The 26,658-nt window shown below is 73.1% G+C and carries 21 protein-coding genes and 1 pseudogene; 15 read left to right on the top strand and 7 right to left on the bottom strand.

Translation table 11 applies throughout. The features are described 5' to 3' along the window. A pseudogene (locus JZ5iCDA_RS05775) lies at positions 1-600 on the bottom strand (hypothetical protein); the annotation flags it as partial. 75 nt (positions 601-675) lie between these two features. Here JZ5iCDA_RS05775 and JZ5iCDA_RS05770 point away from each other — a divergent pair. After that, positions 676-1,176, top strand: coding sequence for a MarR family winged helix-turn-helix transcriptional regulator (locus JZ5iCDA_RS05770; RefSeq protein WP_069386292.1), 501 nt, complete (start codon positions 676-678; stop codon positions 1,174-1,176). Positions 1,177-1,362: 186 nt separating this feature from the next. Further along, positions 1,363-2,862 (top strand): MFS transporter, encoded by a 1,500-nt coding sequence (locus tag JZ5iCDA_RS05765; protein ID WP_083259709.1) that lies wholly within the window; start codon positions 1,363-1,365, stop codon positions 2,860-2,862. Positions 2,863-2,913: 51 nt separating this feature from the next. Here the strand turns inward: JZ5iCDA_RS05765 and JZ5iCDA_RS05760 are convergent, their stop codons facing one another. Both JZ5iCDA_RS05760 and JZ5iCDA_RS05755 read right to left on the bottom strand, forming a co-directional pair. Then, positions 2,914-4,332, bottom strand: coding sequence for a class II fumarate hydratase (locus tag JZ5iCDA_RS05760; RefSeq protein WP_069386291.1), 1,419 nt, complete (start codon positions 4,330-4,332; stop codon positions 2,914-2,916). A gap of 47 nt (positions 4,333-4,379) precedes the next feature. Continuing rightward, on the bottom strand, positions 4,380-5,057 hold the full coding sequence (locus JZ5iCDA_RS05755) for a carbonic anhydrase (protein WP_069386290.1): 678 nt from the start codon (positions 5,055-5,057) through the stop codon (positions 4,380-4,382). A 125-nt stretch (positions 5,058-5,182) separates the two neighbouring features. Here JZ5iCDA_RS05755 and JZ5iCDA_RS05750 point away from each other — a divergent pair, with 125 nt between their 5' ends. Genes JZ5iCDA_RS05750 through JZ5iCDA_RS05735 form a run of 4 tightly spaced genes read left to right on the top strand, consistent with a single transcriptional unit; the run spans position 5,183 to position 9,615 of the window. Continuing rightward, complete coding sequence (locus JZ5iCDA_RS05750; RefSeq protein WP_069386289.1) at positions 5,183-6,475, top strand: extracellular solute-binding protein; 1,293 nt, start codon at positions 5,183-5,185, stop codon at positions 6,473-6,475. A gap of 35 nt (positions 6,476-6,510) precedes the next feature. Further along, the gene (locus tag JZ5iCDA_RS05745) at positions 6,511-7,452 is read left to right on the top strand and encodes a carbohydrate ABC transporter permease (protein WP_253181969.1); all 942 of its coding nucleotides are present in this window, start codon (positions 6,511-6,513) and stop codon (positions 7,450-7,452) included. Next, complete coding sequence (locus JZ5iCDA_RS05740; RefSeq protein ID WP_069386287.1) at positions 7,452-8,303, top strand: carbohydrate ABC transporter permease; 852 nt, start codon at positions 7,452-7,454, stop codon at positions 8,301-8,303. The genes JZ5iCDA_RS05745 and JZ5iCDA_RS05740 overlap by 1 nt, the downstream gene beginning before the upstream one ends. 58 nt (positions 8,304-8,361) lie before the next feature. Beyond that, on the top strand, positions 8,362-9,615 hold the full coding sequence (locus JZ5iCDA_RS05735) for an ABC transporter ATP-binding protein (protein WP_069386286.1): 1,254 nt from the start codon (positions 8,362-8,364) through the stop codon (positions 9,613-9,615). 64 nt (positions 9,616-9,679) lie between these two features. Here JZ5iCDA_RS05735 and JZ5iCDA_RS05730 read toward each other — a convergent pair whose 3' ends face one another. The 3 genes from JZ5iCDA_RS05730 to xseA all read right to left on the bottom strand — a co-directional run bounded on the left by JZ5iCDA_RS05730 (position 9,680) and on the right by xseA (position 12,345). Next, positions 9,680-10,660 carry a carbohydrate kinase family protein gene (locus JZ5iCDA_RS05730; RefSeq protein WP_083259708.1) on the bottom strand — a complete coding sequence of 327 codons (981 nt, stop codon included), beginning with the start codon at positions 10,658-10,660 and terminating at the stop codon, positions 9,680-9,682. Next, positions 10,657-10,878 (bottom strand): exodeoxyribonuclease VII small subunit, encoded by a 222-nt coding sequence (locus tag JZ5iCDA_RS05725; RefSeq protein ID WP_436967389.1) that lies wholly within the window; start codon positions 10,876-10,878, stop codon positions 10,657-10,659. Before JZ5iCDA_RS05725 ends, JZ5iCDA_RS05730 begins: the two co-directional genes overlap by 4 nt. 108 nt (positions 10,879-10,986) lie before the next feature. Further along, positions 10,987-12,345, bottom strand: coding sequence for an exodeoxyribonuclease VII large subunit (gene xseA, locus JZ5iCDA_RS05720; protein WP_083259707.1), 1,359 nt, complete (start codon positions 12,343-12,345; stop codon positions 10,987-10,989). A gap of 211 nt (positions 12,346-12,556) precedes the next feature. On the opposite strand from xseA, the gene JZ5iCDA_RS05715 reads away from it, so the two are divergent. Further along, positions 12,557-13,591: a 4-hydroxy-3-methylbut-2-enyl diphosphate reductase gene (locus JZ5iCDA_RS05715; RefSeq protein WP_069386284.1), complete on the top strand. Its 1,035-nt coding sequence runs from the start codon at positions 12,557-12,559 to the stop codon at positions 13,589-13,591. A 55-nt stretch (positions 13,592-13,646) separates the two neighbouring features. Here JZ5iCDA_RS05715 and rmuC read toward each other — a convergent pair whose 3' ends face one another. Further along, positions 13,647-15,179 (bottom strand): DNA recombination protein RmuC, encoded by a 1,533-nt coding sequence (gene rmuC, locus JZ5iCDA_RS05710; RefSeq protein ID WP_069386283.1) that lies wholly within the window; start codon positions 15,177-15,179, stop codon positions 13,647-13,649. Positions 15,180-15,318: 139 nt separating this feature from the next. Here rmuC and JZ5iCDA_RS05705 point away from each other — a divergent pair, with 139 nt between their 5' ends. From JZ5iCDA_RS05705 to JZ5iCDA_RS05670, 8 genes are all read left to right on the top strand, one after another. Next, the gene (locus JZ5iCDA_RS05705; protein WP_069386282.1) at positions 15,319-16,188 is read left to right on the top strand and encodes an ABC transporter ATP-binding protein; all 870 of its coding nucleotides are present in this window, start codon (positions 15,319-15,321) and stop codon (positions 16,186-16,188) included. After that, positions 16,170-17,753, top strand: a complete 1,584-nt coding sequence (locus tag JZ5iCDA_RS05700; protein WP_069386281.1) for a hypothetical protein — start codon at positions 16,170-16,172, stop codon at positions 17,751-17,753. Before JZ5iCDA_RS05705 ends, JZ5iCDA_RS05700 begins: the two co-directional genes overlap by 19 nt. 73 nt (positions 17,754-17,826) lie before the next feature. Continuing rightward, a complete protein-coding gene (ychF, locus tag JZ5iCDA_RS05695) occupies positions 17,827-18,912 on the top strand; it encodes a redox-regulated ATPase YchF (RefSeq protein WP_069386280.1) in 1,086 nt (361 codons plus the stop codon). 334 nt (positions 18,913-19,246) lie between these two features. Then, a complete protein-coding gene (locus JZ5iCDA_RS05690) occupies positions 19,247-21,058 on the top strand; it encodes an ABC transporter family substrate-binding protein (protein ID WP_069386279.1) in 1,812 nt (603 codons plus the stop codon). A 199-nt stretch (positions 21,059-21,257) separates the two neighbouring features. Next, on the top strand, positions 21,258-22,778 hold the full coding sequence (locus JZ5iCDA_RS05685; protein ID WP_069386278.1) for an ABC transporter permease: 1,521 nt from the start codon (positions 21,258-21,260) through the stop codon (positions 22,776-22,778). 105 nt (positions 22,779-22,883) lie between these two features. Further along, positions 22,884-23,888, top strand: coding sequence for an ABC transporter permease (locus JZ5iCDA_RS05680; RefSeq protein WP_083259705.1), 1,005 nt, complete (start codon positions 22,884-22,886; stop codon positions 23,886-23,888). After that, positions 23,888-25,714, top strand: coding sequence for an ABC transporter ATP-binding protein (locus JZ5iCDA_RS05675; protein ID WP_069386277.1), 1,827 nt, complete (start codon positions 23,888-23,890; stop codon positions 25,712-25,714). Before JZ5iCDA_RS05680 ends, JZ5iCDA_RS05675 begins: the two co-directional genes overlap by 1 nt. Positions 25,715-25,769: 55 nt before the next feature. After that, on the top strand, positions 25,770-26,658 hold an 889-nt coding region (locus JZ5iCDA_RS05670; RefSeq protein WP_139122972.1), incomplete at its 3' end, for a hypothetical protein.

Below are 26,658 nucleotides of genomic sequence, written 5' to 3'. Positions count from 1 at the left end.
GCGGGCGGGCGCCGACGGGCGCGCGACCACGCCGGCCATGCAGATCAGCCAGGCGAGGAGGGCACCGAGGCCGCCCGCGACCGCGCGGGGGACGACGTCGCCGAGGCCGGGGGAGCCCGCGAGCCCTGCGCTCGCCGCGAAGACGACGATCGTCGCGCCGGGCGGACCGGTGCGCACGAGCAGGCAGAACGCGGTCGTGCCGGCGGCGAGCACCGCGACGCCGAGGAGCAGCACCGGGGCGGGCACGCCCAGCGCGGCCAGGGCGGCGAAGGCGGCGACGCTCGCCGTCATGAGCACGCCGACCGCGGCGAGGAGCGCGGCGCGGCGCCGGTACGGGTCGTGGCGGCCGTAGAGCGACGTGAGCGCGCCGAGCGACGCGAAGGCCGCGAGGTCGGGACGGCCGAGGAGTCCGGGGACGGCGAGCGCGAGGGCGACGGCGGCACCGCACCGCAGGGCGGCAGCGGTCGTCGCCTCGGCGGGGTGCACGCGCAGCGCGTCGCGCAGGTGGGCGGGGTCGAGGACGGCGCGGGCGGTCGGGCGCACGGGGGCGAGGGAGAGGGGCACGGAGAAGGGCACGGAGAAGGGCGGCGGGAGGGGCATCGCCGTCCACGATAGCCGGTCGTTCCTCGGTGTTTCACCCGTGAACTACCGCCATCTGCGCCGTACCCTGGGCCGGTGGACTACGTCGAGCGGGTGCGCGAGCAGTGGGCCGAGCAGCTGCCCGGCCTCGACACGTCGGCGGCGGAGGTCACCGCACGTCTGCGCCGGATCTCCGGCCTCCTGGACGCCCAGGTCGACGCCGCCCTCGCGGAGCGGGAGGTCACCCGCCCGGAGCTCGACGTGCTCGCGGCGCTGCGCCGCACCGGCCGCCCGCTGCGCGCCGGCGAGGTCACGACGATGACCGGTGCGCCCGGCGCGTCGATCACGAAGCGGCTCGACCGCCTGGAGCGCGCGGGGCTCGTCGCCCGCACGGTGCTCGAGCGCGACCGGCGCGGCGTCGTCGTCGAGCTCACCGATGCCGGCCGCGCACTCGTCGACGACGTCTTCCCGCACCAGGTCGCGCTCGAGCAGCGCGCGCTCGCCGACCTCTCCGACGCCGACCGCGCCACGCTCGCGCGCCTCCTCGCCGTCGTCCTGCGCCGCCTCGACCCCGCCGACCACCGACCCCCGGCGTGACCCGCCGCCGGCCGGCGCGACGCCGTCGGGCGGCACGGGGGCGGTAACAGGGCGGTCCTCGGGCCGGTTAGGATGGCCTGTCTGTCCGACCCCGCGGTTGGAGCGGCCGGGCGTCTGCGCAGTGCGCAGCACGCCGGTCCGGGCTGGAAACCCCATGATCCCCTCTCCCCGCGCAAAGGTCGCACCATGTCCTCACGCCTGTCCCCGCCCGCCTCCGCCCTCGCGGACGCCTCCGCGGACTGCCCCGCCGCTCCCGCGGACGAGCAGCGCTCGTCCCGCCGCTGGTGGATCCTCGTGGTCCTCGCCCTCACGCAGCTCCTCGTCGTGCTGGACGGGACGATCGTCAGCATCGCCCTCCCGCAGGCGCAGGCCGAGCTCGGCCTCACCGACGCGCAGCGGCAGTGGGTCGTCACCGCGTACGCCCTCGCGTTCGGCGCCCTGCTCCTGCTCGGCGGGCGCGTCGCGGACTACTGGGGCCGCAAGCGCTCGTTCCTGCTCGGGATGGTCGGCTTCGGCGTCGCGTCGCTGCTCGCCGGGTTCGCCCGCGACGGCGTCGAGCTCGTGGCCGCGCGCGGCCTCCAGGGCGCGTTCGCCGCGCTCCTCGCCCCCGCCGCGCTGGCGCTGCTCACGGTCGCGTTCCCGAGCGGCAAGGACCGCAACACGGCGTTCGCGGTGTTCGGCTCGGTCGCCGGCGTCGGGGCGGCCGTCGGGCTCGTGCTGGGCGGCCTCCTCACCGAGCTCACCGACTGGCGCTGGTGCCTGTGGGTCAACGTCCCCGTGGTCGTCGCCGGTCTGGTCGCCGGGTCGCTGATGATCCGCGAGAGCCGGGCCGAGGGCGACAACCGCTACGACGTGCTCGGCACGGTCCTCGTCGTGCTCGGCCTCGGCGCGCTCGTCTACGGCCTCACGCTGGCCGAGCACTCGTGGACGGCGCCCGCGACGATCGCGTGCCTCGTCGCCGGCGTGGTGCTCCTCGCGGCGTTCGTCGTGGTCGAGGCGCGCACGGCCCAGCCGCTCCTGCCGCTGCGCGTGGTGCGCGACCGGGTCCGGGGTGGGGCGTTCCTCCTCCAGGCGATCGTCGGGACGCTGATGATCGGCGCGCTGCTCTACCTGTCCTTCCACCTGCAGGTCGTCATGGGCCTGTCGCCGCTGCGCGCCGGGCTGGGGTCCGTCCCGATGACGCTCGTGATCCTCGCGCTCGCGCCCGTCGTCACCGCCCTGCTGCCGCGCACGGGCCCCCGCCCGCTCATGGTCGCGGGCCCGCTCGTCGCGGCGGTCGGGCTGCTGCTCCTCAGCCGCATCACCGTCGGCGGCGCGTACGCCGCCGAGGTCCTGCCGGCGCAGCTCGTCCTCGGCGTCGGGCTCTCCCTCGTCCTCGTGCCCCTGCAGAACGTCGCCCTCGCGGGCGTCGCGCCGCACGACGCCGGCGCGGCCAGCGCCACCGTCAACGCGGCCATGCAGGTGGGCGGGTCCGTCGGCCTGTCCGTCTTCACGACGATCTACGCGGGCGCCCTTCCCGCCGCGGGCGCGCCCGCCCCGGCCGACCTGGTCGACGGCTACTCCGCCGTCTTCGTCGCCGCGGCCGTCACGATGGCGCTCGGCGCCGTCCTGGCCTTCGCGCTCGTCCGCGGCCCGAAGGACCGCCTCCTCCCGACGGGCGACCACCAGGCCGTCCACCTCGGCTGACCCGGCGCCCCCGCCCCACCCGGCCACGCGGGGTGAGGCGGGGCCCGGCGATCAGGCCTGCGGCGGCCGCGTCATCGACAGCACGTCGAGCGCGGAGTCGAGCTGCTCCTCGGTGACCTCGCCGCGCTCGACGAAGCCGAGGTCGATCACGGCCTGGCGCACGGTGATGCCCTCCGCGACGGAGTGCTTCGCGACCTTCGCCGCGGCCTCGTAGCCGATGACGCGGTTGAGCGGCGTGACGATCGACGGCGACGACTCGGCGAACGCGCGCGCCTTCTCGACGTTGGCGGTGATGCCGGCGACGGTCCGGTCGGCGAGGACGCGCGAGGCGTTCGCCAGCAGGCGCACGGACTCGAGCACGCCCTGGGCGATGACGGGGATCTGCACGTTGAGCTCGAAGCTGCCCGACGCGCCGGCCCAGGCGACGGTCGCGTCGTTGCCGATCACCCGCGCGGCGACCATGAGCACGGCCTCGGGCACGACGGGGTTGACCTTGCCCGGCATGATCGACGACCCCGGCTGCAGGTCGGGGATGAAGATCTCGCCGAGGCCGGTGTTGGGGCCCGAGCCCATCCAGCGCAGGTCGTTGCAGATCTTGGTGAGCGAGACCGCGATGGTGCGCAGCGCGCCGGAGAGCTCGACGAGCCCGTCGCGCGCGGACTGCGCCTCGAAGTGGTCGCGCGCCTCGGTGAGCGGCAGGCCGGTGTCCTCGACGAGGAGCTGGATGACGCGCTGCGGGAAGCCCGCGGGCGTGTTGATGCCGGTCCCGACGGCGGTGCCGCCGAGGGGGACCTCCGCGGCGCGCGGCAGGGCGGCCTGCAGGCGCTCGACGCCGTAGCGGACCGCTGCGGCGTACCCGCCGAACTCCTGGCCGAGGGTGACGGGCGTGGCGTCCATGAGATGCGTGCGGCCGGACTTCACGACCGTCGCGAACTCGTCGGCCTTCGCCTCGAGCTCGCCCGCGAGGTGCTCGAGCGCGGGCACGAGGTCGCGCACGACGCCCGCCGTGGCGGCGACGTGCACCGACGTGGGAAAGACGTCGTTCGACGACTGCGACGCGTTGACGTGGTCGTTCGGGTGCACGTCGCGCCCGAGCGAGCGCGTCGCGAGCGTCGCGAGAACCTCGTTGGTGTTCATGTTCGACGACGTCCCCGAGCCGGTCTGGAACACGTCGACGGGGAAGTGCTCGTCGTGCACGCCGGACGCGACCTCGTCCGCCGCGGCGACGATCGCGGCCGCGACGTCCTCGTCGAGCACGCCGAGCTCCGCGTTGGCGCGCGCGGCGGCCTTCTTGACGCGGGCGAGCGCCTCGATGTGACCGCGCTCGAGCGGCGTGCCGGAGATCGGGAAGTTCTCGACCGCGCGCTGCGTCTGGGCGCGGTAGAGGGCCTGCGCGGGGACCCGCACCTCGCCCATCGTGTCGTGCTCGATGCGGTACTCGGGGGAGCCGTCGGTGGCTGCAGCAGTCATGCGCCTATCGTGCCGCACCGCCCGCCGCCGCTCCGAACCCGGCGGGCTCAGGCCGCGTCGTCGTCCGCGACCGGCTGCTCGCCGACGTCGCCGACGACCTCCACGAGGCGGGCGCGGCCCTCCGCGAAGTCGTACTCGACGCCGATGATCGCGCAGCGTCCCTCGGCGACCGCGGCCGCGAGCCCGGCCGAGTACGAGTGGAGCATGTCGACGGTGTTGCGCACGTGCTCGCGCCGCAGCACGGCGGGGTCGATGCTCTCGAGGGCGCCCCCGCCCGCACCGGTGATCTTCGCGATCGACGGGATGACCCGGTCGACGACGGCGCGCACGAAGCCGTCGGCCTGCGCTCCCGTCGTGAGGGTGTCGACGGCGGCGCCCACGGCGCCGCACGAGTCGTGCCCGAGGACGACGACGAGCGGCGTCGACAGCACCTCGACGCCGTACTCGATCGAGCCGAGCACCGTCGTGTCCACGACGTGGCCCGCGGTGCGCACGACGAACATGTCGCCGAGGCCCTGGTCGAAGATGATCTCGGCCGCGACGCGCGAGTCCGAGCACCCGAACAGGACGGTGTGCGGGTGCTGGGCGCCGGCCGTCTCGCGCCGTCGGTCCGCGCCCTGGGAGGGGTGCAGCAGGGCGTCGGCGACGAAGCGGTCGTTGCCGGCGCGCAGCGTCGCCCAGGCCTCGGCCGGGGTGCGGGGAGAGGTGCTCGCGGTGGTCGTCATGGCCTCATGATCGCGCACCGTGAGCACGCAGGTCGGAGCCGTTCGCGTGGCGAACCTCGTGCGGCGGGTGTAGCCATTGAGCAGGCGGGACGCTTCGGCCCGCCGCGCGAACGAAGGGAGCCGCCGTGCGCCGACGCACCCGCCCGCTCGCCGCGCTCGCCGCCCTGGGGGTCGTCGCGCCGCTCGCGGCGTGCGCCGCAGGGGACGGCGGCACGCCGGTGCTGACGTGGTACATCAACCCCGACGCCGGGGGGCAGGCCACGATCGCCGCCGCGTGCACGGAGGAGGCGGGCGGCGCCTACCGGATCGAGACGGAGCTCCTGCCGCGCGACGCGGCGTCGCAGCGCGAGCAGCTCGCGCGCCGTCTCGCGGCCAAGGACTCGTCGATCGACCTCATGAGCCTCGACCCGGTCTTCATCGCGGAGTTCGCCGAGGCCGAGTTCCTCGCCCCGGTGCCGGACGACGTCGCGGACGCCACGACGGAGGACGTCGTGCAGGGAGCGATCGACGCGTCCACGTGGAAGGACGAGCTCGTCGCCGTCCCGTTCTGGGCCAACACGCAGCTGCTGTGGTACCGCACGTCGGTGGCCGAGGCAGCGGGCCTCGACATGAGCGGGCCGGTGACGTGGGACCAGATCATGGAGGCGGCCGCCGGCCAGGACAAGCTGCTCGCCGTGCAGGGGGCCAAGGCGGAGTCGCTGACCGTATGGATCAACGCGCTCGTCGAGGGCGGCGGCGGGCAGGTCGTCGAGGACCCGGAGGCGCCCGCGGAGGAGATCGAGCTCGGGCTCGAGTCCGACGCCGGCCGCGAGGCGGCACGGATCATGGGGGAGATCGGGAGCTCCGGGCTGGGCGGCCCGGGCCTGCCGAGCGAGAACGAGTCCGCCTCCCTCGAGCTGTTCCAGGGGGACGACGCGTCCTTCATGGTGAACTGGCCGTTCGTGTGGTCGTCGACGCAGGACGCCGTCGAGTCGGGCGCGCTGGACCAGGCGGTGCTCGACGACATCGGGTGGGCGCTGTACCCGCAGACGGTCGAGGGCGAGGACGCCCGGCCCCCGTACGGCGGGATCAGCCTCGGCGTGGGTGCGTTCGGCGCGCACCCGGACCTCGCGTACGAGGCGGCCGAGTGCATCGTGCGCCCGGAGCACCAGGCCGCGTACTTCGTCACCGACGGCAACCCGCCCGCGAGCACCGCGGCGTACGAGGACCCGGACGTGCAGGAGACGTTCCCGATGGCCGACCTCATCCGCGACTCGCTCGAGCAGGCGGCGCCGCGCCCGAAGACCCCGTTCTACAACGAGGTCTCGACCGGCCTGCAGCAGACGTGGTACCCGCCGTCGGACGTCGGGCCGCAGACGACGCCCGAGCGGTCGACCGACTACATCACCGCGGTCCTGCGAGGGGAGCGACTCCTGTGAGCACCACGATCCCGGGAAGCGCCAAGGACGTCGAGATCGACGACGGCACGGGCGAGGACCGCGAGGCGAGGGCGGCGCGCAGCGACCGTGCCCGTGCCGAGGCCCGCCTCGGCTGGCTGCTCGCCGGCCCGGCGTTCGTCGTCATGCTCGCGGTGACGCTGTACCCGATCCTCCAGGCGGTCTACGACTCGCTGTTCAACTACAAGCTCACCGCGCCGGACGAGCGCTCCTTCGTCGGCCTGAACAACTACGCCGTCATCCTCACCGACTTCGTGTGGTGGCGGGACCTCGGGGTGACGCTGTTCATCACGGTCGTGACGGTCGCGGTCGAGCTCGTCCTCGGCTTCGCGCTCGCGCTCGTCATGCACCGTGCCATCAAGCGCCTGCGCGGGCTGCTGCGCACGGCCATCCTCGTGCCCTACGGGATCATCACCGTGGTCTCGGCGTTCGCGTGGTTCTACGCGTTCGACATCACGTCCGGGTACGTCAACAACTGGTTCGACTGGGTGCCCGGCATCAGCCCCGACCTCAACTGGTTCGCGCAGCAGGGCACGAGCCTGTTCGTCATCATCGCCTCCGAGGTGTGGAAGACGACGCCGTTCATCTCGCTCCTGCTCCTCGCCGGTCTCGCGCAGGTGCCGGGCGACCTCGAGGAGGCGGCCAAGGTCGACGGCGCCACCGCCTGGCAGCGGTTCACGCGCGTCATCGTGCCCAACATGAAGGCCGCGATCATGGTCGCCGTCCTCTTCCGCGCGCTCGACGCGTTCCGCATCTTCGACAACGTCTTCATCATGACGAACGGCGCGAACAACACCGAGGTGCTCTCGCTCCTCGCGTACCGCACGTCCATCGGCCAGCTGCAGATCGGCATGGGCTCCGCGATCTCCGTGCTGCTGTTCCTGTGCGTCGTCGTCATCTGCTTCGTCGCGATCAAGCTCTTCAAGGTCGATCTCGCCGGCGCGAGGGGGGAGAAGTGATGGGCAGCGTCCTGAGCACCCGGGCCAAGGTCTGGTGGGCCGTCATCACGGTCGTCGTCCTCGTCGGGTCGCTGTTCCCCGTCGTGTCGATCTTCATGACGAGCTTCAAGTCGTCGGCCGAGATCAACTCGGGCACGTTCCTGCCGCCGAGCTGGAGCACGGAGAACTACGAGCAGATCCTGGCCCCGGACGGGTCGGCGCAGGAGCTGTTCCTGTCCGCGCTGCGCAACTCCGTCGGGATCTCGCTCATCGCGACGTTCATCGCCGTCGTGCTGGCGACGCTGTGCGCGTACGCCATCGCCCGCCTCGACTTCCCGGGCAAGCGGCTCATCCTCACGACGGCGCTCGGCGTCTCGATCTTCCCCGTCGTGTCGATCGTCACCCCGCTGTTCAACCTCTGGCGCAACATCGGGCTGTACGACACCTGGCCCGGGCTCATCATCCCGTACCTGTCGCTCACGCTGCCGATCTCCATCTGGACCCTCGCGGCCTTCTTCCGGCAGATCCCGTGGGAGCTGGAGCAGGCCGCACAGGTCGACGGCGCGACGCCGTGGCAGGCGTTCCGCAAGGCGATCGTCCCGCTCGCCGCGCCCGGCGTCTTCACCACCGCGCTCATCGCGTTCTTCATCGCGTGGAACGACTTCGTGTACGGCATCTCGCTGACGTCGACGAGCGCGGCGCGCCCGGTGCCCGCGGCGCTCGCGTTCTTCACCGGCGCCTCGTACTTCGAGCAGCCCACCGGGGCGATCTCCGCGGCGGCCGTCGTCGTGACGATCCCCGTGGTCGTGCTCGTCGTGCTGTTCCAGCGCCAGATCGTCTCCGGCCTGACGCAGGGCGCGGTCAAGGGATGAGCGCCAGCCCGGCAAGCACGAGGACCACCCGAACCCGCCGCCCCCGAGGAGAGAGCTGATGGCGTCGATCACCCTGAAGGACATCGTCAAGCGCTACGGCGACGGCTTCCTCGCCGTCGACAAGGTGAACCTGGACATCGCCGACGGCGAGTTCGTCATCCTCGTCGGTCCTTCCGGCTCCGGGAAGTCGACGGTGCTGCGGATGATCGTCGGGCTCGAGGACATCACCGGGGGCGTGCTCGAGATCGACGGGCAGCGGGTGAACGAGAAGGCCCCGCGCGAGCGCGACCTCGCGATGGTGTTCCAGAACTACGCGCTCTACCCGCACCTCACCGTCGCCGAGAACATCGCGTTCCCGCTGCGGCTCGCCAAGGGCAAGCACTCCGAGGAGGAGATCCGCGAGAAGGTCGAGCGCGCCGCCGAGATGCTCGACCTGCGCGAGCACCTCGACCGCAAGCCGGCGAACCTCTCGGGCGGGCAGCGCCAGCGCGTCGCGATGGGCCGCGCCATCGTCCGCGACGCCAAGGCGTTCCTCTTCGACGAGCCGCTGTCGAACCTCGACGCGAAGCTGCGCGGGCAGACGCGCACCGAGATCGCGCGCCTGCAGCGGCGCCTGGGGACCACGACCGTCTACGTGACGCACGACCAGACCGAGGCCATGACGCTCGGCGACCGCGTCGCCGTGCTGCGCCGCGGCATCCTGCAGCAGGTCGCGAGCCCGCGCGGCCTCTACGAGCAGCCCGTCAACCTCTTCGTCGCGGGCTTCATCGGCACCCCGCCGATGAACTTCCTGCCGGGCGAGGTGTCGGGCGGGCGCATCCGGCTGCCCTTCGGCGAGTTCGACCTGCCCGACGCCGTGCGCCGGGCCGTCGGGGACCGCGAGCTCGTGATCGTCGGCCTGCGCCCCGAGCACTTCGAGGACGCGCGGCTCGTGGACCCCTCGAAGAAGGACCGGGGCCACACGTTCGACGCGCAGATCGACGTCACCGAGTGGCTCGGCGCCGAGCTCTACGCGTACGTGCCGTTCGAGATGCACGCCTCGGTCAAGGGCCAGCTCGAGGAGCTCGACCGCGAGCTCGACGGCGAGGGGCTGCGCACGCAGTTCGTCGTCGCGCTCGACTCGCAGTCGCGCGTGCGCGACGGCGACGCGACCGAGCTGTGGTTCGACCCGACGAAGATGCTCGTGTTCGACCCCGAGACGAGCGTGAACCTCACACGCGACGAGGCCGAGGCGCAGCGCATCGAGGAGGAGAACCAGGAGGACCGCAGGCGGTCGCTCGAGCGCGCGCAGAAGCAGGAGGCGCAGGTCTGAGCGTGCCGCGCCCGGACCCGCGCTGAGGCGTGGGTGTGGGTCTGGGCGAGGGGCAGGGCAGGAGTCAGGCGGGGGAGAGCTCCTCGCGGCGCGGGGGGTTGGCGCCCGCGCGCGAGACGGTGATCGCCGCGACGGCGGCGCAGCGCTCGAGCAGTCCGGCAAGGGTCGTGGCGTCGATCGCGCGGAGCGCGTCGCGGCGGGCGGCGCCGAGGAGCCCTGCTCCCCAGAGGCCGTCGACGAGCGCGCCCATGAACGAGTCGCCCGCGCCGACGGTGTCGACGACGTCGACGCGCGGAGCGGCCACGCGCTGTTCCCCGTCCGCGGTGAGCGCGACGGCGCCCGCACCGCCGAGCGTGACGACGACGAGCGCGGGGCCGAGCGCGAGCCAGCCGCGCGCGACCTCCACCGGGTCGCCGCCGGGCGCCAGCCACGCGAGGTCCTCGTCGCTGACCTTGACGACGTCGGCCTGCGCCACGACCGCTTCGATGCGCTCGCGCGCGTCGGCCGGGTCCCCCATGAGGGCCGGGCGGGCGTTCGGGTCGTAGGTGACCGTCGCGGTCGCTCGCGCGGCGGCGACGAGCTCGCGGACCGCGCTCGCGCCCGGCTCGAGCACCGCGGCGATGGAGCCGGTGTGCACGGCGAGCGTCCCGGCGGTCACCCCGGTGCCCGGCGGGACCTGCCACTCGAGGTCGAACTCGTACGTCGCGGCGCCCGCGGCGTCGAGGTGTGCCGTCGCGACGCTCGTCGACGGCGCACCCGTGCTGCCGGGCGCGAGCCCCACGCCGGACTCCTCGAGCCAGGAACGGAGGGTCTCGCCGCGCTCGTCCGTGCCGATCCACGTGACCAGGCGGGCGTCGCGGCCGAGCCGGCCGAGCGTCAGCGCGACGTTCGCGAGGCTGCCGCCGGGGAGCTCGTCGACGCTGCCGTCGGCGCGGTGCACCACGTCGACGAGCGCCTCGCCGACGACGAGCACGTGCTCGTCCTCGGGGTTGCGGGCGTCGGCGGGCTCGTAGGAGTCGGCGGGGGACGCGTCGGTCGTGCTCATCGGTCTCCTCCGGAGGTCTCGTCGGACGCGCCGTCCGCGCCATCGCGTGCCCGGGCGGCGTCGAGCCGCTCCCGTGCCCCGTCGAGCCACTCCTGGCAGCGCGCGGCCAGGGCTTCGCCGCGCTCCCACAGCGCGAGCGACGCCTCGAGGGGCTCGCCGCCGGCCTCGAGGCGCGCGACGACCTGGACGAGCTCGTCGCGCGCCTCCTCGTAGCCCATCGTGGCGACGTCTGCGTTGACAGCGTTGTTGGGATCGGTCACGGCGTCATTCAACCTCATCTGTGCGGTGGGGGTGGCATGCGTCCGGGTGGGACGTGGCGTCGACGGTCACGGCGCGTCCCCGTCGCGGTCGGGTTCGTGGTCGTGGTCGGGTTCGTGGTCGTGGTCGTGGTCGGCGACGACGCGCGCGGCGAGCGCGCCGTGCGCGAGACGGACGCGCACGGTGTCGTCCGTCGTGACGTCGTCGGGGGAGCGCACCACGTGCCCGTCGGCGCGCTGCACGACGGCGTAGCCGCGCTCGAGCGTGGACGCCGGCGACAGCGCGCGCACCTGGCCCTCGAGACGGCCGACCTCGCCCGCCGCCCGGACCAGGCGGGCGTCGAGCGCGCGCCGGCCGCGGTCGCGCAGCGCCGCGACGCGGTCCGCGCGGTCGATGAGCATGACCTCCGGCGACGCGAGGACGGGGCGTGACCGGGCGGCGTCGAGCGCGGCCTGCTCGCGGGCGACACGCCCCTCGACCGCCGAGCGGAGCCGGGCGCGTGCCTGAAAGACGCGCGAGCGCTCCTCCGAGACGTCGGGCACGACCCGCTTGGCGGCGGCCGTCGGGGTGGACGCCCGGTGGTCGGCGACGAGGTCGAGCAGCGGGCAGTCGGTCTCGTGCCCGATCGCGCTGACGAGCGGCGTGCGGCACGCGGCCGCGGCGCGCACCATCGTCTCGTTCGAGAAGGGCAGCAGGTCCTCGACCGAGCCGCCGCCGCGGGCGACGACGATGACCTCGACCTCGGGGCGGGCGTCGAGCTCGCGCAGCGCCGCCCCGACCTGCTCGACGGCGTGGACGCCCTGCACCGCGACCTCGCGGATCTCGAACCGGACCTGCGGCCAGCGGGCGCGCGCGTTGACGACGACGTCGTGCTCCGCCTTCGACTCGCGCCCGCACACGAGCCCCACGACGCGCGGCAGGAACGGCAGCGGGACCTTCCGGTCGGCGTCGAAGAGGCCCTCGGCCGCGAGCACGCGCTTGAGGTGCTCGATGCGCGCGAGGAGCTCGCCGACCCCGACCGGGCGGATCTCGCGCGCCTGGAGCTGCAGCGTGCCGCGCCGGGACCAGAACACCGGCTTCGCGTGCACGACGACGTGCGCGCCCTCCTCGAGAGGCTTGCCGTCCAGGACCCGCACCGCCGCCGAGACCGGCAGCGACATGTCCTGGTCCGTGTCGCGCAGGGTGAGGAACGCGGTCGACGTGCCGGGCCGACGGTTGAGCTGGACGACCTGCCCCTCGACCCACACGGGCGACATGCGCTCGACGTACTGCTCGATCTTGCGCGAGAGCAGGCGCACGGGCCACGGGTGCTCCGCGGACGTGTCGAGGGCCCGGGCGGGCAGCTCGTACCGCGACGCCGCCCGGCGCGGGACGCCGGCGCCCTCGGGCGCGGGCGTCCCGTCGGGCAGGGGGAGCGACGCGGTCACAGCACCAAGCCTGCCCCATGCCACCGACGCCCAGCGCGGGGACGTCCCGCGGGTGACGTGCCGCACGCCGCCCGACACCGCGTGTGACGGTCGTGTGCAGGGGCAGGGGAGTGTCGCGCGCCACCGGTCCCCGGCCCGGGCGGGATCCGGCCGGTCACCTAGACTGGCGGGCGTGAGTGCCACTCCTGCCCGCCCGTCCGCCGACGTCGCGGTGCCCGCCCCGAGCGCGGGCGCGACCGCGACCGGCAAGCGCGTCCTCCTCGCCGCCCCCCGCGGCTACTGCGCCGGCGTCGACCGCGCCGTCGTCGCGGTGGAGAAGGCGCTCGAGCACTACGGCGCCCCTGTCTACGTGCGCAAGGAGATCGTCCACAACAAGTTCGTCGTGGAGACGCTCAGCGAGCGCGGAGCGATCTTCGTGGACGAGACCGACGAGGTGCCCGAGGGCGCGCGCGTCGTCTTCTCGGCGCACGGCGTCTCGCCCGCCGTCAAGGCGGCCGCGGCGGCGCGCAACCTCGACACGATCGACGCCACGTGCCCGCTCGTGACGAAGGTGCACAAGGAGGCCGTGCGCTTCGCCAAGGACGACTTCGACATCCTGCTCATCGGCCACGACGGCCACGAGGAGGTCGAGGGCACGGCGGGGGAGGCCCCGGACCACGTCCAGGTCGTCAACTCGCCCGACGCGGTGGACGACGTCGTGGTGCGCGACCCGGACAAGGTCGTGTGGATCTCGCAGACCACGCTGTCGGTCGACGAGACCATGGAGACCGTCCGCCGCCTGCGGGAGAAGTTCCCGACGCTGCAGGACCCGCCGAGCGACGACATCTGCTACGCGACGCAGAACCGCCAGGTCGCGGTGAAGAAGCTCGCGCCGTCGGCCGACGTCGTCATCGTCGTGGGCTCGGCCAACTCGTCGAACTCCGTGCGCCTCGTCGAGGTCGCGCTCCAGGCGGGCGCGGGCGCGGCGTACCGCGTCGACCGGGCGCGCGAGATCGACGAGGCGTGGCTCGAGGGCGCGACGTCGGTCGGCGTGACGTCCGGCGCCTCGGTGCCCGAGATCCTCGTCGACGACGTGCTCGCGTACCTCGCCGAGCGCGGCTACGGCACCGTCGAGGAGGTCCGCACCGCGACGGAGGACCTCATGTTCTCCCTGCCGCGCGAGCTGCGCGCGGACCTCGGCGCGACGGGGCCGGGCGCCCGCCCGGGCCGCGGCGGCCGTCGCTCGCTGTCGGTGCAGCCGGTCTGACCCGGCGCGACGCCGGTCGGTCCGGCGGTCGGCGCCTACCGGCGACGGGCGGCCCTCAGGCGAACGCCTGTCGTGTCCCGCCCTGCGCCTCGTTGTCGCCCGGTCGGTCGTCGATCGCGACGACCGCCTCGGACGCCGCGGCGACGAGCTCCGGCTGGGTGACCGGGCGCGGCACGTCCTCGACGACGCGCACCTGGCCGATCCGCTCCGACTCGTCCACGACGTTCAGGTCGACGAGCCGTCGCGCCTGCGGCAGGACGCGCGTCTCGAGCGACCCGACGAACACGTTGAAGTCCTTCGTCGCGGCGCTCAGCGACCGGCCCAGCTTCGTCACGTGCCGCGCGGTCGTGACGAGCCGCGAGTGCAGCTCCTTGCCGGCGCGCAGCACCTCGTGCGCGTTGTCCGTCACCGCGTCCTGCTGCCACGCGTAGGCGACGGTGCGCAGCAGCGCGACGAGCGTCATCGGCGTCGCGACGACGACGTTGCGGCGCGCCGCGTACTCGAGCAGGTCGGGCCGCCGCTCGACGGCCGCGGCGAGGAACGGCTCCGCGGGGACGAACATCACGACGAACTCCGGCGTGGGGCTGAACTGCGCCCAGTAGCGCTTGGACGCGAGGTCGTCGACGTGCTTGACCATGTGCCGCACGTGCGCGTCGAGGCGGTCCTCGCGCACGGCGGGGTCGGACGTCTGCTGGGCCTCGAGGTAGCCGAGGAACGCGACCTTCGAGTCCACCACGACGTTCTTGCCGCCCGCGAGGTGCACGACCATGTCCGGCCGCAGGGCGCCGTCCTCGGTGGCGACGTGCGCCTGCTCCGTGAAGTCGACGCGCGACAGCATCCCCGCCGCCTCGACGACCCGGCGCAGCTGCAGCTCGCCCCACGCCCCGCGCGTCTGCGACGAGCGCAGCGCCGTGACGAGGTCGTTCGTGCCGCTGCGCAGGTCGGCGCTGGCCTCGGCGAGCTGGCGCAGATGCTCGGCGAGCGCGGAGTGGCCGGCGGCCCGCGCCTTCTCCGCCGCCGCCACCTCGGCGCGCATCTGCTCGAGCGAGCGCGCGAGCGGCTCGACGAGGGTGCGCACCGCCTCCTCACGCTTCGCGAGCTCGGCCGCGCCCGTCTCGTGGCTGTGCCGCAGGCGCTCCTCGGCGTGGGCGAGGAACTGCTCCGACGTCGCGGCGAGCGCACGGCGCGAGAGCGCCTCGAACTGCGTCTCGATGCGGCGGTGGTCGCCCTGCACCTCGGCCACGCGGCGCGCGGCCGCCTCCTGGACGTCCGCGAGCTGCTGCTCGTGCGCGGCCCGCGCGAGGTCGAGCCGCTCGTCGGCGCTGCGCTGGGCCGCGGCGAGCTGGCGGACGAACGCCTCGCGCTCGGCGGCGAGCTGACGGTCGAAGCCCTCGCGCTCCGCCTCGAGCCGCTCCGCGAGGCCCGCACCGCGCGCCGCCTCCTGCTGGGCCTGCGCGAGCATCGCGGTGAGGCGGCGGACCTCGGCGGCCGCGCCGTCGGGCGACGTGCGCCGCACGACGAGCACGAGCGCCGCACCGACGACGACGCCCAGCACGAGCCCGACCGAGAACAGCCCCCACGAGTCCATGCGCGCACCTTCCCACGGAGCACCGACAGCGCGGGCCCGCGACAGGCCGGCGGGCGCGCGCACGGGCGTGACGGACACCTCGGCGCGTCGTGACAAACCGCACCAGGGCGCCGCCGGACGCTCCGCTAGGTTGGGCGGCATGGTCGACCCCACGCACGAGCCCCCACCTGCCGGCCCCGTCCCCGCGCCGGCCGCGCCGGCCGCGCAGGCCCCCGCGCCCGCCCCCGGGCAGGCGCCCACGACGCCGCCCGACCCGTCGGCGGCCCTGTCCCTGCGGGGGCTATGGAAGCGCTTCGGGGAGAAGGTCGCGGTCGCGGGCGTCGACCTCGACGTCCCCGCCGGCTCGTTCTACGGCCTCGTCGGGCCCAACGGCGCGGGCAAGACGACCACGCTGTCCATGGCGACCGGCATGCTGCGCCCCGACTTCGGCAGCGCGCACGTGCACGGCACCGACATGTGGGCCGACCCGGTCGAGGGCAAGCGCCGGCTCGGCGTCCTGCCCGACGGCGTGCGGCTGTTCGACCGGCTGACCGGCGCCCAGCTCATCACCTACGCGGGCCTGCTGCGCGGCATGGACCGCGACACCGTCGCCGAGCGCACGGGCGACCTGCTCGCCGCGCTCGACCTCGCCGAGGACGCGAACACGTTCGTCGTCGACTACTCCGCGGGCATGACGAAGAAGATCGCGCTCGCCACCGCGCTCATCCACGCGCCGCAGGTCCTCGTCCTCGACGAGCCGTTCGAGGCCGTCGACCCGGTCTCGGCCGCGAACATCCGCGACATCCTCGCCGACTACGTGCGATCGGGCGGCACGGTCGTCGTCTCCTCGCACGTCATGGACCTCGTCCAGCGCATGTGCGACCACGTCGCCGTGGTGGCGGGCGGGCACGTGCTCGCCGCGGGCACCGTGGACGAGGTCCGGGGCGGCGAGAGCCTCGAGGACCGGTTCGTCGAGCTCGTGGGCGGCCGTCAGACGTCGGAGGGGCTCGCATGGCTGCGCAGTTCGTAAGGCTCAAGCTCACCCTCATGGCCAACGCGTTCCGCCGGAGCGCGTGGCAGACCGTCGGCTTCGTCATCGGGTCGCTCTACGGACTCTTCGTCGTCGGCATGGTCGTCGTCGGCGCCGTGGCGCTCGGCACGCACGACCCGGTGCTCGCGGGCGCCGTCACGGTGCTCGTCGGCGCGGTCGCCGTCCTCGCGTGGTGGGTCGTCCCGCTCTTCGCATTCGGCGTCGACGCGACGCTCGACCCGCAGCGCTTCGTCCTGTTCGGCATCCCGCAGCGCCGGCTGCTCGCGGGCCTCGCGCTCGCGGGGGTCGTGTCGATCCCGGGCATCGCGACCGGTCTCTCGGCGCTCGGCGTCTCGTTCGCGTGGTGGCGGACGCCGCTCGCCCTGGTCGCGGCGCTCGTCGGCGCGGTGCTCGCGCTCGCGCTGTGCGTCGTCGGCTCGCGCGCCACCACGACCGCGCTCGCGCCGCTGCTCGAGTCGCGGCGCTACCGCGAGGTCGTGACGATCGCGGCGTTCGTGCCGCTCATGCTCATCGGCCCCGCGATCACGTGGGCGGGCAGCCAGCTGGGCGACTCGGCCGACGGCGACGCGGTGCGCGGCCTCGTCGTCCGCCTGTCCGACGTCGTGGCCTGGACGCCGTTCGGGGCCCCGTGGGGCCTCGGCGCCGCCGTGCACGACGGCGCGTGGGGCCTCGCGCTCGCACGTCTCGTCGTGGCGCTCGTGACGCTGGGCGTCGCGTGGGTCGTGTGGGACCGGTGCCTGGCGCGCGCGCTCGTCACGCCGCCGACGTCGGGCGCGGGCGGCCGCGCGAAGGGCCTCGGCATGTTCTCGCGGTTCCCGGCGACCCCGACGGGCGCGGTCGCCGCGCGCACCGCGACGTACTGGCTGCGCGACCCGCGGTACTCCGGCTCGATCGCGGTCGTCCCGCTCATCCCCGTGGTGCTGCTGGCGGTGGGCGGCGGACCGGGCTCGGAGGTCTTCCTCGCGCTCGGCCCCCTCACGGCCTGGATCCTCGGTTTCGCGATCTCCGCCGACGTCGCGTACGACCACACGGCGTTCGCGCTGCACGTGTCCACGGGCGTGAGCGGCCGGGCCGACCGGTGGGGGCGCGCGATCCCGGTCCTCGCGGGCGGCGTGCCCGTGTCGGTGCTGTTCGCGGTCGTCTCCGCCGGGGTGGCGGGCCGCTGGGACGTGCTGCCCGCGGTCCTCGGCCTCACGCTCGGCCTGCTCCTCGTCTCGCTCGGGGTCTCGAGCGCGGCGTCGGCACGCCTCCTCTACCCGGTGCCGAAGCCCGGCGACAGCCCCTTCAAGTCGCCGCAGGGCGCCGCGATGGCGACCATGGTCGCCCAGACCGTCGCGATGGCTCTCGTCCTCGCGCTGTCGCTGCCGGTGCTCGTGCCGGGCGTGCTCGCGGTCGTGCTGCCGTCCGCGGCGCTCGGCTGGGTGAGCCTCGCCGTCGGGCCCGTGCTCGGCGTCCTGGTGCTCGTGCTCGGCGTCCGGTGGGGCGCGCGCGTCTACGACCGCCGGTCGCCCGAGCTGCTGCAGCGCGTCATGTCGTACGCCTGACGCGTCGTCACGCGTGACGGAGGGGCGCCCCGGCCGGGAGGCCGGGGCGCCCTTCCCCGTAGGATGGTGGCCCGTGGCTCTCACTATCGGCATCGTCGGCCTGCCCAACGTCGGCAAGTCCACCCTCTTCAACGCCCTCACGCGCAACCAGGTCCTCGCGGCGAACTACCCGTTCGCGACGATCGACCCCAACGTGGGCGTCGTGCCGCTGCCGGACCCGCGCCTCGACCGCCTCGCGGAGATCTTCGGCAGCCAGAAGACCCTGCCGGCGACGGTGTCGTTCGTCGACATCGCGGGCATCGTCAAGGGCGCGAGCGAGGGGGAGGGGCTCGGCAACAAGTTCCTCGCCAACATCCGCGAGGCCGACGCCATCTGCCAGGTGACGCGCGTCTTCTCCGACCCGGACGTCGTCCGGGTCGAGGGCTCGGTCGACGCCGAGGGCGACATCGAGACCATCAGCATCGAGCTCGTGCTCGCCGACCTCCAGACGCTCGAGAAGACGCTGCCGCGCCTCGAGAAGGAGGTCAAGATCAAGAAGGGCGACGCCGCCCTGCTCGCCGCGGCGCAGAAGGCGCAGGCGATCCTCGAGGAGGGGACCACCCTCTTCCAGGGCGCGGCGTCCGCGGGGCTCGACCTCGCCGACGTCGCGAGCCTCCAGCTCCTCACGGCCAAGCCGTTCATCTACGTCTTCAACACCGACGACGAGGGCCTCGCGGACACCGCGATGCAGGACCGCCTCCGCGCGCTCGTCGCGCCGGCGCAGGCCATCTTCCTCGACGCCAAGTTCGAGTCCGAGCTCGTCGAGCTCGAGCCGGACGAGGCGCGCGAGATGCTCGCGGAGACCGGCCAGACGGAGGCGGGGCTCGACCAGCTCGCGCGCGTCGGGTTCGACACGCTCGGCCTGCAGACATACCTCACGGCGGGCCCCAAGGAGTCCCGCGCGTGGACCATCCGCAAGGGGTGGACCGCCCCGCAGGCGGCGGGCGTCATCCACACCGACTTCGAGCGCGGCTTCATCAAGGCGGAGGTCGTGTCGTTCGAGGACCTCGTCGAGGCCGGGTCCGTGCAGGCCGCGCGCGCGGCGGGCAAGGCGCGCGTCGAGGGCAAGGACTACGTCATGGCCGACGGCGACGTCGTGGAGTTCCGCTTCAACGTCTAGAGCGGACGCCCGCACGACGGCGTGCCCGACGTCACACAGAGGTCTGCGGGAGCAGTGGTGCAGGTCACAGGCCTGTGCGGCGTGTTCCGCGCGTGTTTCGAGGCGATTTCGGGCCCGGGTCGGGCTCGTACCGACCAGTATCAACTCGGTAACGATCGCCTCCAGCATCCGGGCGGAACGGACAATGCACGCATCTGGGTATGTAGCGTTGCCCGAAACCGTGGTGGGCGTACCCGACCACGCACGCCGGGTCGCACCGGGCGGTGCGGGTCGGGGCGGCCCGGGACGAGCTGACGTCCGGGTGCCGTGCCCACCATCCCCTGGAGGAGGAACATTGAAGATCAGGCGCACGAGCGCTGCCATCGCGGTGGCAGCCACCGGTGCACTGCTGTTCTCAGCGTGCACGAGCCCCGCGGGCAACAACGACGACGAGACGGACTCGACGGAGAGCACGGCGTCGGCGGAGATCGACCCGGACGACCCCTGCAAGCAGGACAACGGCATCACCGAGACGCAGGACGGCGAGATCTCGTTCTCCGTCGGTGAGGACGAGTTCCTCGGCTACAACTCCTGGACCCCCGAGACGTACTCGACGTACAACAGCGTCGTCACCGAGCGGATCCAGGGCCAGTTCTTCTACTTCGGCACCGACGGGACCATCTGCCACGACGAGTCGTTCGGCTCGTACGAGGTCACGAACGAGGACCCGCTGCAGGTCACGTACACCATCGCCGACGACGCGGTGTGGTCCGACGGCACGCCGATCACGGCGGCCGACTTCATCCTCGACTGGGCCGCGCAGGCGATCCCGAGCGAGGCGGACCCGGAGACGCCGCTGTTCAACCACGTCTCGGGCCTCACCTACGGCGAGTACGTGCCGGAGGGCCCGCAGGGCGAGCCGGACAGCAAGGAGTTCGTCCTCGACTACCCGACGGTCTACGCCGACTGGGAGATCCTCGTCGCCGCGCCGCTCCCGGCGCACGTCGCCGCCGAGCAGTCCGGCATGTCGGTCGAGGAGATGGTCACGGCCATCCGCGACCGCGACTACACGAAGCTCGCGCCGCTGGCCGAGTTCTGGAACACCGGCTGGCTGTCGCCGACGCCGGGCGAGCTGCCCGACCCGGCGCTCGTGCCGTCGTCCGGCCCGTACACGTTCAAGGAGAACGGCTGGACCGCCGGCCAGTCCCTGACGCTCACGGCGAACGACAAGTACTGGGGCACGCCGCCCTCGACGCGCGAGCTGACGTTCCGCTTCACGGCGGCCGACACGCACGTCCAGGCGCTGCAGAACGGTGACCTCGACGTCATCGAGCCGCAGGCGACGGTCGACACCCTCGGCCAGCTCGAGGCGATCGGCGACACGGTCACGGTCGAGACGGGCTCCTCGCTCACGTGGGAGCACCTCGACTTCAACTTCCGCGAGGGCAACGTCTTCGCCGACAACCTGGCCCTGCGCGAAGCGTTCGCCCTGTGCGTGCCGCGCCAGCAGATCATCGACAACCTCATCACGCCGCTCAACCCGGACGCCGAGGTCATGAACGCCCGCGAGGTGTTCCCCTTCCAGGAGAACTACGACGAGGTCGTCGAGGCCAGCTACGACGGTCGCTACGACGAGGTCGACATCGAGGCCGCCCAGGCCAAGATCGCCGAGGCCGGCGTCCCGACGCCGGTCACGGTCCGCATCGGCTACTCGGCGCCGAACCCGCGCCGCGCCGACCAGGTCGCCCTCATCAAGTCCAGCTGCGACCAGGCGGGCTTCCAGGTCCAGGACGTCGGTGCCGCCGACTTCTTCGACAACGTGCTGCCGAACGGTGACTACGAGGTCGCGCTCTTCGCGTGGGCCGGCTCGGGCCAGAAGGCCTCGGGCCAGAACATCTACGCGACGGGCCAGCCGCAGAACTACGGCGAGTACAGCGACCCGGTCGTCGACGAGGCGTGGGACACGCTCGCGTCGTCGGTCGACCCCGAGGTGCACCTCGAGCAGACCAAGGTCATCGAGAAGCAGCTCTGGGACACCCTGTACGGCATCCCGGTGTTCGCGCACCCGGGCGTCGTCGCGTACAGCTCGACCCTGCAGAACGTCCGCGACACCGCGACGCAGAGCACGGTCGTCTGGAACGCGGAGCAGTGGGCCCGCGCCGAGTGAGCGTGACCCGCTCGCGGTAGCACACGCTCCCGCGAGCTCGTCCTGAACAGGCACCCTGTGGGGCAGGAGGCGCCGCCTCCTGCCCCACAGGGGTGCTCGGACGCAGCGATGCAGGAGTCCGTCGTCCGGTGGCATACAGTGATCTGCTGTCCCACACGGAGCAGGCGCCCGACCGGCGCCAGGCTTGAAGGGTAAACCCGTGCTCAGATTCATCCTGCGGCGCATCGGGATCTCGTTCCTGGTGCTCCTCAGCGCGTCGTTCCTGCTGTACATCATGGTGATCAACTCGGGCGACCCCCTCGAGGATCTCCGCGAGACGCAAGCGGACAACCGCCAGCAGCTCATCGACGCGCGCGTCGCCTTCATGGGTCTCGACGACCCGTGGTACCTGCGGTACTGGAACTGGCTCCGCGGCGTCGCCGGCTGCGTGACGCTCAACTGCGACCTCGGCGTCGACCGCACCAACCGGGACGTCGGCAGCCTCCTCGGCCAGGCGGCGGGCTCGACGCTGCGCCTCGTCGTCCTCGCCACGATCCTCGCGATCATCGTCGGCGTCGCGCTCGGCATCCTCACCGCGATCCGCCAGTACTCCGGCTTCGACTACACGGTGACGTTCGCAGCGTTCCTCTTCTTCTCGCTCCCGGTCTTCTGGGCCGCGGTGCTCCTCAAGGAGTACGGCGCGATCCGCTACAACGACTGGATCGCGAGCGGATGGGTCAGCCCACCGGCGATCCTGGTCGTCGCCGCGCTGCTCGGCTTCGTCGCCCAGGCGGTGCTCGGCGGCGACGCCCGTCGCCGGCTGGTCACGGCCGGGGCCACGTTCATCTTCGTCACCGTCGTGATGTTCGTCTTCAACGCGCTCGACTGGTACCGCAACCCGTTCATGGGCCCCGTCGTGGTGGCGCTCGTCGGCGCCGGTGCCGCGGTGCTCGTCACCTCGCTCGTCACCGGCCTCGCGAACCGGCGCGTGCTCTGGGCGACGCTCACCACCGTCGCGGTCGGCCTCGTGTCGTACTTCGCCTTCGCCGGTCTCCTCGTCGAGCCGAGCGGCTGGTGGGTGCTCATCGGGCTCTTCGTCCTGGCCATCGCGCTGTCTCTGCTCGTCGGCTACCTGTGGGGCGGGTACTCCCGCCGGCAGGCGATGTTCGCCTCCACCGTCACGGGCGTCATCATGAGCGTGCTCGTCGTCGCGGACATCGCGATGGCGCACTTCGCGAGCTTCCTCGACCTCAAGTCGCGCCCCATCTCGACGATCGGCGCGGAGACGCCGAACTTCGGCGGCGGCTTCTGGGAGTCGTTCCTCGACAAGGGCGCGCAGCTCATCCTGCCGACCATCGTCCTCACGCTCGTCTCCGTGGCGTCGTACAGCCGCTACACGCGGTCCTCGATGCTCGAGGTCATGGGGCAGGACTACGTGCGCACCGCGCGCTCGAAGGGTCTCTCCGAGCGGGCCGTCATCACGAAGCACGCCTTCCGCAACGCGCTCATCCCCATCACGACGATCGTCGCGTTCGACTTCGCCGGCCTCATCGGCGGTGCGGTCATCACCGAGACCGTCTTCGGCTGGAAGGGCATGGGCGAGCTGTTCCGCACGGGCCTCGACAACGTCGACCCCAACCCCGTCATGGCGTTCTTCTTGGTCACGGGTGTCGCGGCGATCCTCATGAACATGATTGCGGACATCGCGTACGCGTACCTCGACCCGCGGATCCGGCGGTGAGGCTCGTGGCACGCAGCACCACGCCGGCGACGAGCGCCGGCACGCAGACATCGACGAGCGGGCGCACGACCTGCACGACCCGCGCAGCGACACCCGGAGGCCGGGATGAGTAGAGACGACAACCGCACCCAGCAGGGCGACGAGTCCTTCGAGCCGATCGTCGGCCCCACCGGCACCGACGCGGTGGGCGCGAAGTCGACGGCGATCGCGATCGAGGACCAGCCGCGCGAGGAAAAGTCGTACAGCCAGGGCCAGCTGGTCCGGCGCCGGTTCTTCCGCCACAAGGGCGCCATGGCCTCGCTCGTCGTCCTCGCGGTGATCACCGTGGTCGCGTTCACGTCCGTGGGCATCGGCCCGATCCCGGGCTGGTGGCCGCACGACTACACGCTCGCGGGCGAGGTCGTCAACGGCGGCCGGCCGTCGTGGGAGCACCCCTTCGGGCAGGACACGATCGGCAAGGACTACTTCGCGCTCGTCATGCAGGGCACGCAGCAGTCGCTGATCATCGCGCTCGGTGTCGGGCTCGTCTCCACGATCCTCGGCACGCTCATCGGCGCGCTCGCCGGCTACTACCGCGGCTGGATCGAGGCGCTGCTCATGCGCCTGACCGACCTCTTCATCATCATCCCCCTCCTCGTCTTCGCGGCGGTGCTCGGCGCGATCGCGAGCGACTGGGGCATCTGGGGGCTCACGCTCGTCCTCGGTGCGGTGACGTGGACCGGCCTCGCGCGCCTCGTGCGCGGCGAGGTGCTCTCGCTGCGCGAGCGCGAGTTCGTGACCGCGGCCCGGGCCGTCGGCACGGGTCCCGGGCGGATCATCATGAAGCACGTCCTGCCCAACGCGATCGGCGTCATCATCGTCGCGGCCACGCTCGCGATCGCGTCCGCGATCCTCCTCGAGACGTCGCTGTCCTTCCTGGGCTTCGGCGTGCAGGCGCCCGACACGTCGCTCGGGCTGCTGATCTCGCAGTACCAGAACGCGTTCACCACGCGCCCGTGGCTGTTCTGGTGGCCGGGCATCATGATCCTCGCGATCGCCCTCGCGGTGAACTTCCTCGGCGACGGTCTGCGCGACGCGTTCGACCCCCGCCAGAACAGGAGCAAGGCCTGATGACGACCCTCGACATCACCCCCGGGACCGACGGGATCCGCACGGACGCGGTGCTGGCCTTCGAGGACCTCGACGTCCGGTTCGGCACCGAGTTCGGCACCGTGCACGCCGTCAAGGGCATCACGCTCGACGTGCACCCCGGCGAGGTCGTCGCCCTGGTGGGCGAGTCCGGCTCCGGCAAGTCCGTCACGTCGATGACGGCGCTCGGCCTGCTGCCGAACAATGCGACGGTGTCGGGCACCGTCCGCGTGGGCGACAAGGTCGTGAGCGACCTCGACCTGCGCGGCCTGCGGCGCATGCGCGGCAACGACGTGGCCATGGTGTTCCAGGAGCCCATGACCGCGCTCAACCCGGTCCTGACGATCGGTGACCAGCTCACCGAGGCGCTCCAGCTCCACGGCATCGCGTTCGGCAAGCAGGCCGACGCGCGGGCGGCCGAGCTGCTGCGCATGGTCGGCATCCCGGAGCCGGAGCGGCGTCTCAAGCAGTACCCGCACGAGCTCTCGGGCGGTCAGCGCCAGCGCGTCGTCATCGCCCTGGCGATCAGCTGCGACCCGAAGGTCATCATCGCGGACGAGCCCACGACGGCGCTCGACGTCACGGTGCAGGCCGAGATCCTCGACCTGCTGCGCTCGCTCAAGGACAAGCTCGACACGGGCATCCTGCTCATCACCCACAACATGGGTGTCGTCGCCGACATGGCCGACCGCGTCGCGGTGATGCTCAAGGGCGACCTCGTCGAGCTCGGCACGGCGGACCAGGTGCTCAACCACCCGCAGCACGAGTACACGAAGCGGCTGCTCGGCGCGGTGCCGCACCTGGGCTCCGGCCCCGGGCAGTTCGGGACCGCGACCGAGGACGTCATCGACCACCCCGACGCGCAGGCCGCGCCGGCGCTCGACCTGCGCAACCTGGTGATCGAGTACCAGCGCCTCGGCAAGACGCCGTTCCGCGCGGTCGACGACGTGTCGTTCCAGGTGCGCAAGGGTGAGATCGTCGGGCTCGTCGGCGAGTCGGGGTCCGGCAAGTCCACGATCTCGCGCTGCGCGCTGGGCCTCATCCCGGCCGCCAGCGGGTCCGTGTCGATCCTCGGCGAGGACTTCGGGCGCCTGCGCAAGCGCGAGCTCAAGGCGCTGCGCAAGCGCATCGGCGTGGTCTTCCAGGACCCGGCGGCGTCGCTCAACCCGCGCATGCCGGTCGGCGACTGCATCGCCGAGCCGCTCGTCGTGCACCAGGTCGGCGACGCGAGGTCGCAGCAGGAGCGCGTGTACGAGCTGCTCGACGCCGTCGAGCTGCCGCGCAGCGCGTACAACCGCTACCCGCACGAGCTCTCGGGCGGCCAGCGCCAGCGCGTGAGCATCGCCCGCGCGCTCACGCTCGACCCCGAGCTGCTCGTCGCCGACGAGCCGACCTCGGCGCTCGACGTGTCGGTGCAGGCGAGCGTCCTGAAGATGTTCACGCACCTGCAGGAGCGGTACCAGTTCGCGTGCCTCTTCGTGAGCCACGACCTCGCCGTGATCGACCTGCTCGCGCACCGCGTCGTCGTCCTGCAGAACGGCCGCATCGTCGAGCAGGGCCTGCGCTCCGACGTGCTGCACGCCCCGCGCGAGGAGTACACGAAGCGGCTCATCGCGGCCGCCCCCGTGCCCGAGCCGGGCGAGCAGCGCCGCCGGCGCGAGGCACGGTACGCGCTGCTCGCCGAGCTCGGCGACCAGCGGAGCGAGCTGCAGGACCCGGTGACGCCGTTCGAGCCGCTCGCGCCGAGCGCGAACCCGGAGGGCAACGCCTCCCTGCGAGGTGGCGGCATGGGCGGCTTCCCCGGCTGACGCCGCCCGGCCGGCCGGTCGCACCGACGACGACGTCACGAGGAGGGTGTCGCACGTGAGAGCGACCGCGCTGGCCGTCCGGCGTTCCCGCGCGCAGGCCGGCCTGCTCGCGACGATCGTGCTGCTCGCGGCACTCATCGTCGCCACCGTCGGCGCCACGGTCGGCTACGTCCAGTCCGCCGCGACCGCCGGCGCGCGCGACGCCCTCGCCGGCGCGGAACCCACCGCGCGCGGCGTGCAGGTGCAGACGCGTCTCGCGGACGACGCAGGGGCGCAGGACGCGCGCGTCCGCGAGGTCGTCGACGGCGACCTCGCGGGCGTGCCGCTCACCGTCGACCGGACCGTGCGCACGGAGCCCTTCCCGCTCTCGGCGGCGTCCGACGGGCCCGTGGGCGACGCGCCCGCCGCGCCGGAGGAGGGCCTCGCCGTCGACCGTGCGGTGCTCGAGGTCGACCCCGCGCTGCCCGAGGTGGCCGAGGTCGCGGGGGAGTGGCCCTCGGCGCCGAGAGAGACGGCGCTGCACGCCGCCGCGGCGGAGACGCTCGGTCTCGCGACCGGGGACGTCGTGGTGGTCGGCCGCTCCGACACCGACCCGGAGCGCTCGCCCGGCACGGAGCTGACGGTCGTCGGCACGTGGCGTCCGGTCGACCCCGCGGCTCCCCGCTGGTTCGACGACCCGCTGTCGGTCTCCGGGGCGGACGGCTCCGTCGCCGGGCCGTTCGTCGTCACGGAGGCGACCCTGGGCGGCGTCGACACGACGCCGCTCGTGCGGTGGACCGTCGTGCCGCAGGCGTCGCGGGTCGTCCCCGCCGACCTCGAGGCGGCGGAGGGCGCGTCGTCGCTGCGCGACCACCTGCGCGGGGACGACACGGTGGCCGTGCGCGGCCTCACCGTCACCGGCGACCTCGCCGCGACCGCGGCCGACGCGCGCGCCGCGCTCGACG

The organism is Cellulosimicrobium cellulans (genome assembly GCF_001722485.1).
Classification (GTDB): Bacteria; Actinomycetota; Actinomycetes; order Actinomycetales; family Cellulomonadaceae; genus Cellulosimicrobium; species Cellulosimicrobium cellulans_A.
This window is presented reverse-complemented; position numbering and strand designations above follow the sequence as displayed.

Bases quoted from the DNA above. Each gene is read 5' to 3' on its own strand.
- JZ5iCDA_RS05765 (WP_083259709.1), top strand. From the start codon at position 1,363: ATGTCCTCACGCCTGTCCCCGCCCGCCTCCGCCCTCGCGGACGCCTCC.
- JZ5iCDA_RS05760 (WP_069386291.1), bottom strand. From the start codon at position 4,332: ATGACTGCTGCAGCCACCGACGGCTCCCCCGAGTACCGCATCGAGCAC.
- JZ5iCDA_RS05755 (WP_069386290.1), bottom strand. From the start codon at position 5,057: ATGACGACCACCGCGAGCACCTCTCCCCGCACCCCGGCCGAGGCCTGG.
- JZ5iCDA_RS05740 (WP_069386287.1), top strand. From the start codon at position 7,452: ATGGGCAGCGTCCTGAGCACCCGGGCCAAGGTCTGGTGGGCCGTCATC.
- JZ5iCDA_RS05735 (WP_069386286.1), top strand. From the start codon at position 8,362: ATGGCGTCGATCACCCTGAAGGACATCGTCAAGCGCTACGGCGACGGC.
- JZ5iCDA_RS05730 (WP_083259708.1), bottom strand. From the start codon at position 10,660: ATGAGCACGACCGACGCGTCCCCCGCCGACTCCTACGAGCCCGCCGAC.
- JZ5iCDA_RS05725 (WP_436967389.1), bottom strand. From the start codon at position 10,878: ATGGGCTACGAGGAGGCGCGCGACGAGCTCGTCCAGGTCGTCGCGCGC.
- rmuC (WP_069386283.1), bottom strand. From the start codon at position 15,179: ATGGACTCGTGGGGGCTGTTCTCGGTCGGGCTCGTGCTGGGCGTCGTC.
- JZ5iCDA_RS05705 (WP_069386282.1), top strand. From the start codon at position 15,319: ATGGTCGACCCCACGCACGAGCCCCCACCTGCCGGCCCCGTCCCCGCG.
- JZ5iCDA_RS05700 (WP_069386281.1), top strand. From the start codon at position 16,170: ATGGCTGCGCAGTTCGTAAGGCTCAAGCTCACCCTCATGGCCAACGCG.
- JZ5iCDA_RS05680 (WP_083259705.1), top strand. From the start codon at position 22,884: ATGAGTAGAGACGACAACCGCACCCAGCAGGGCGACGAGTCCTTCGAG.
- JZ5iCDA_RS05675 (WP_069386277.1), top strand. From the start codon at position 23,888: ATGACGACCCTCGACATCACCCCCGGGACCGACGGGATCCGCACGGAC.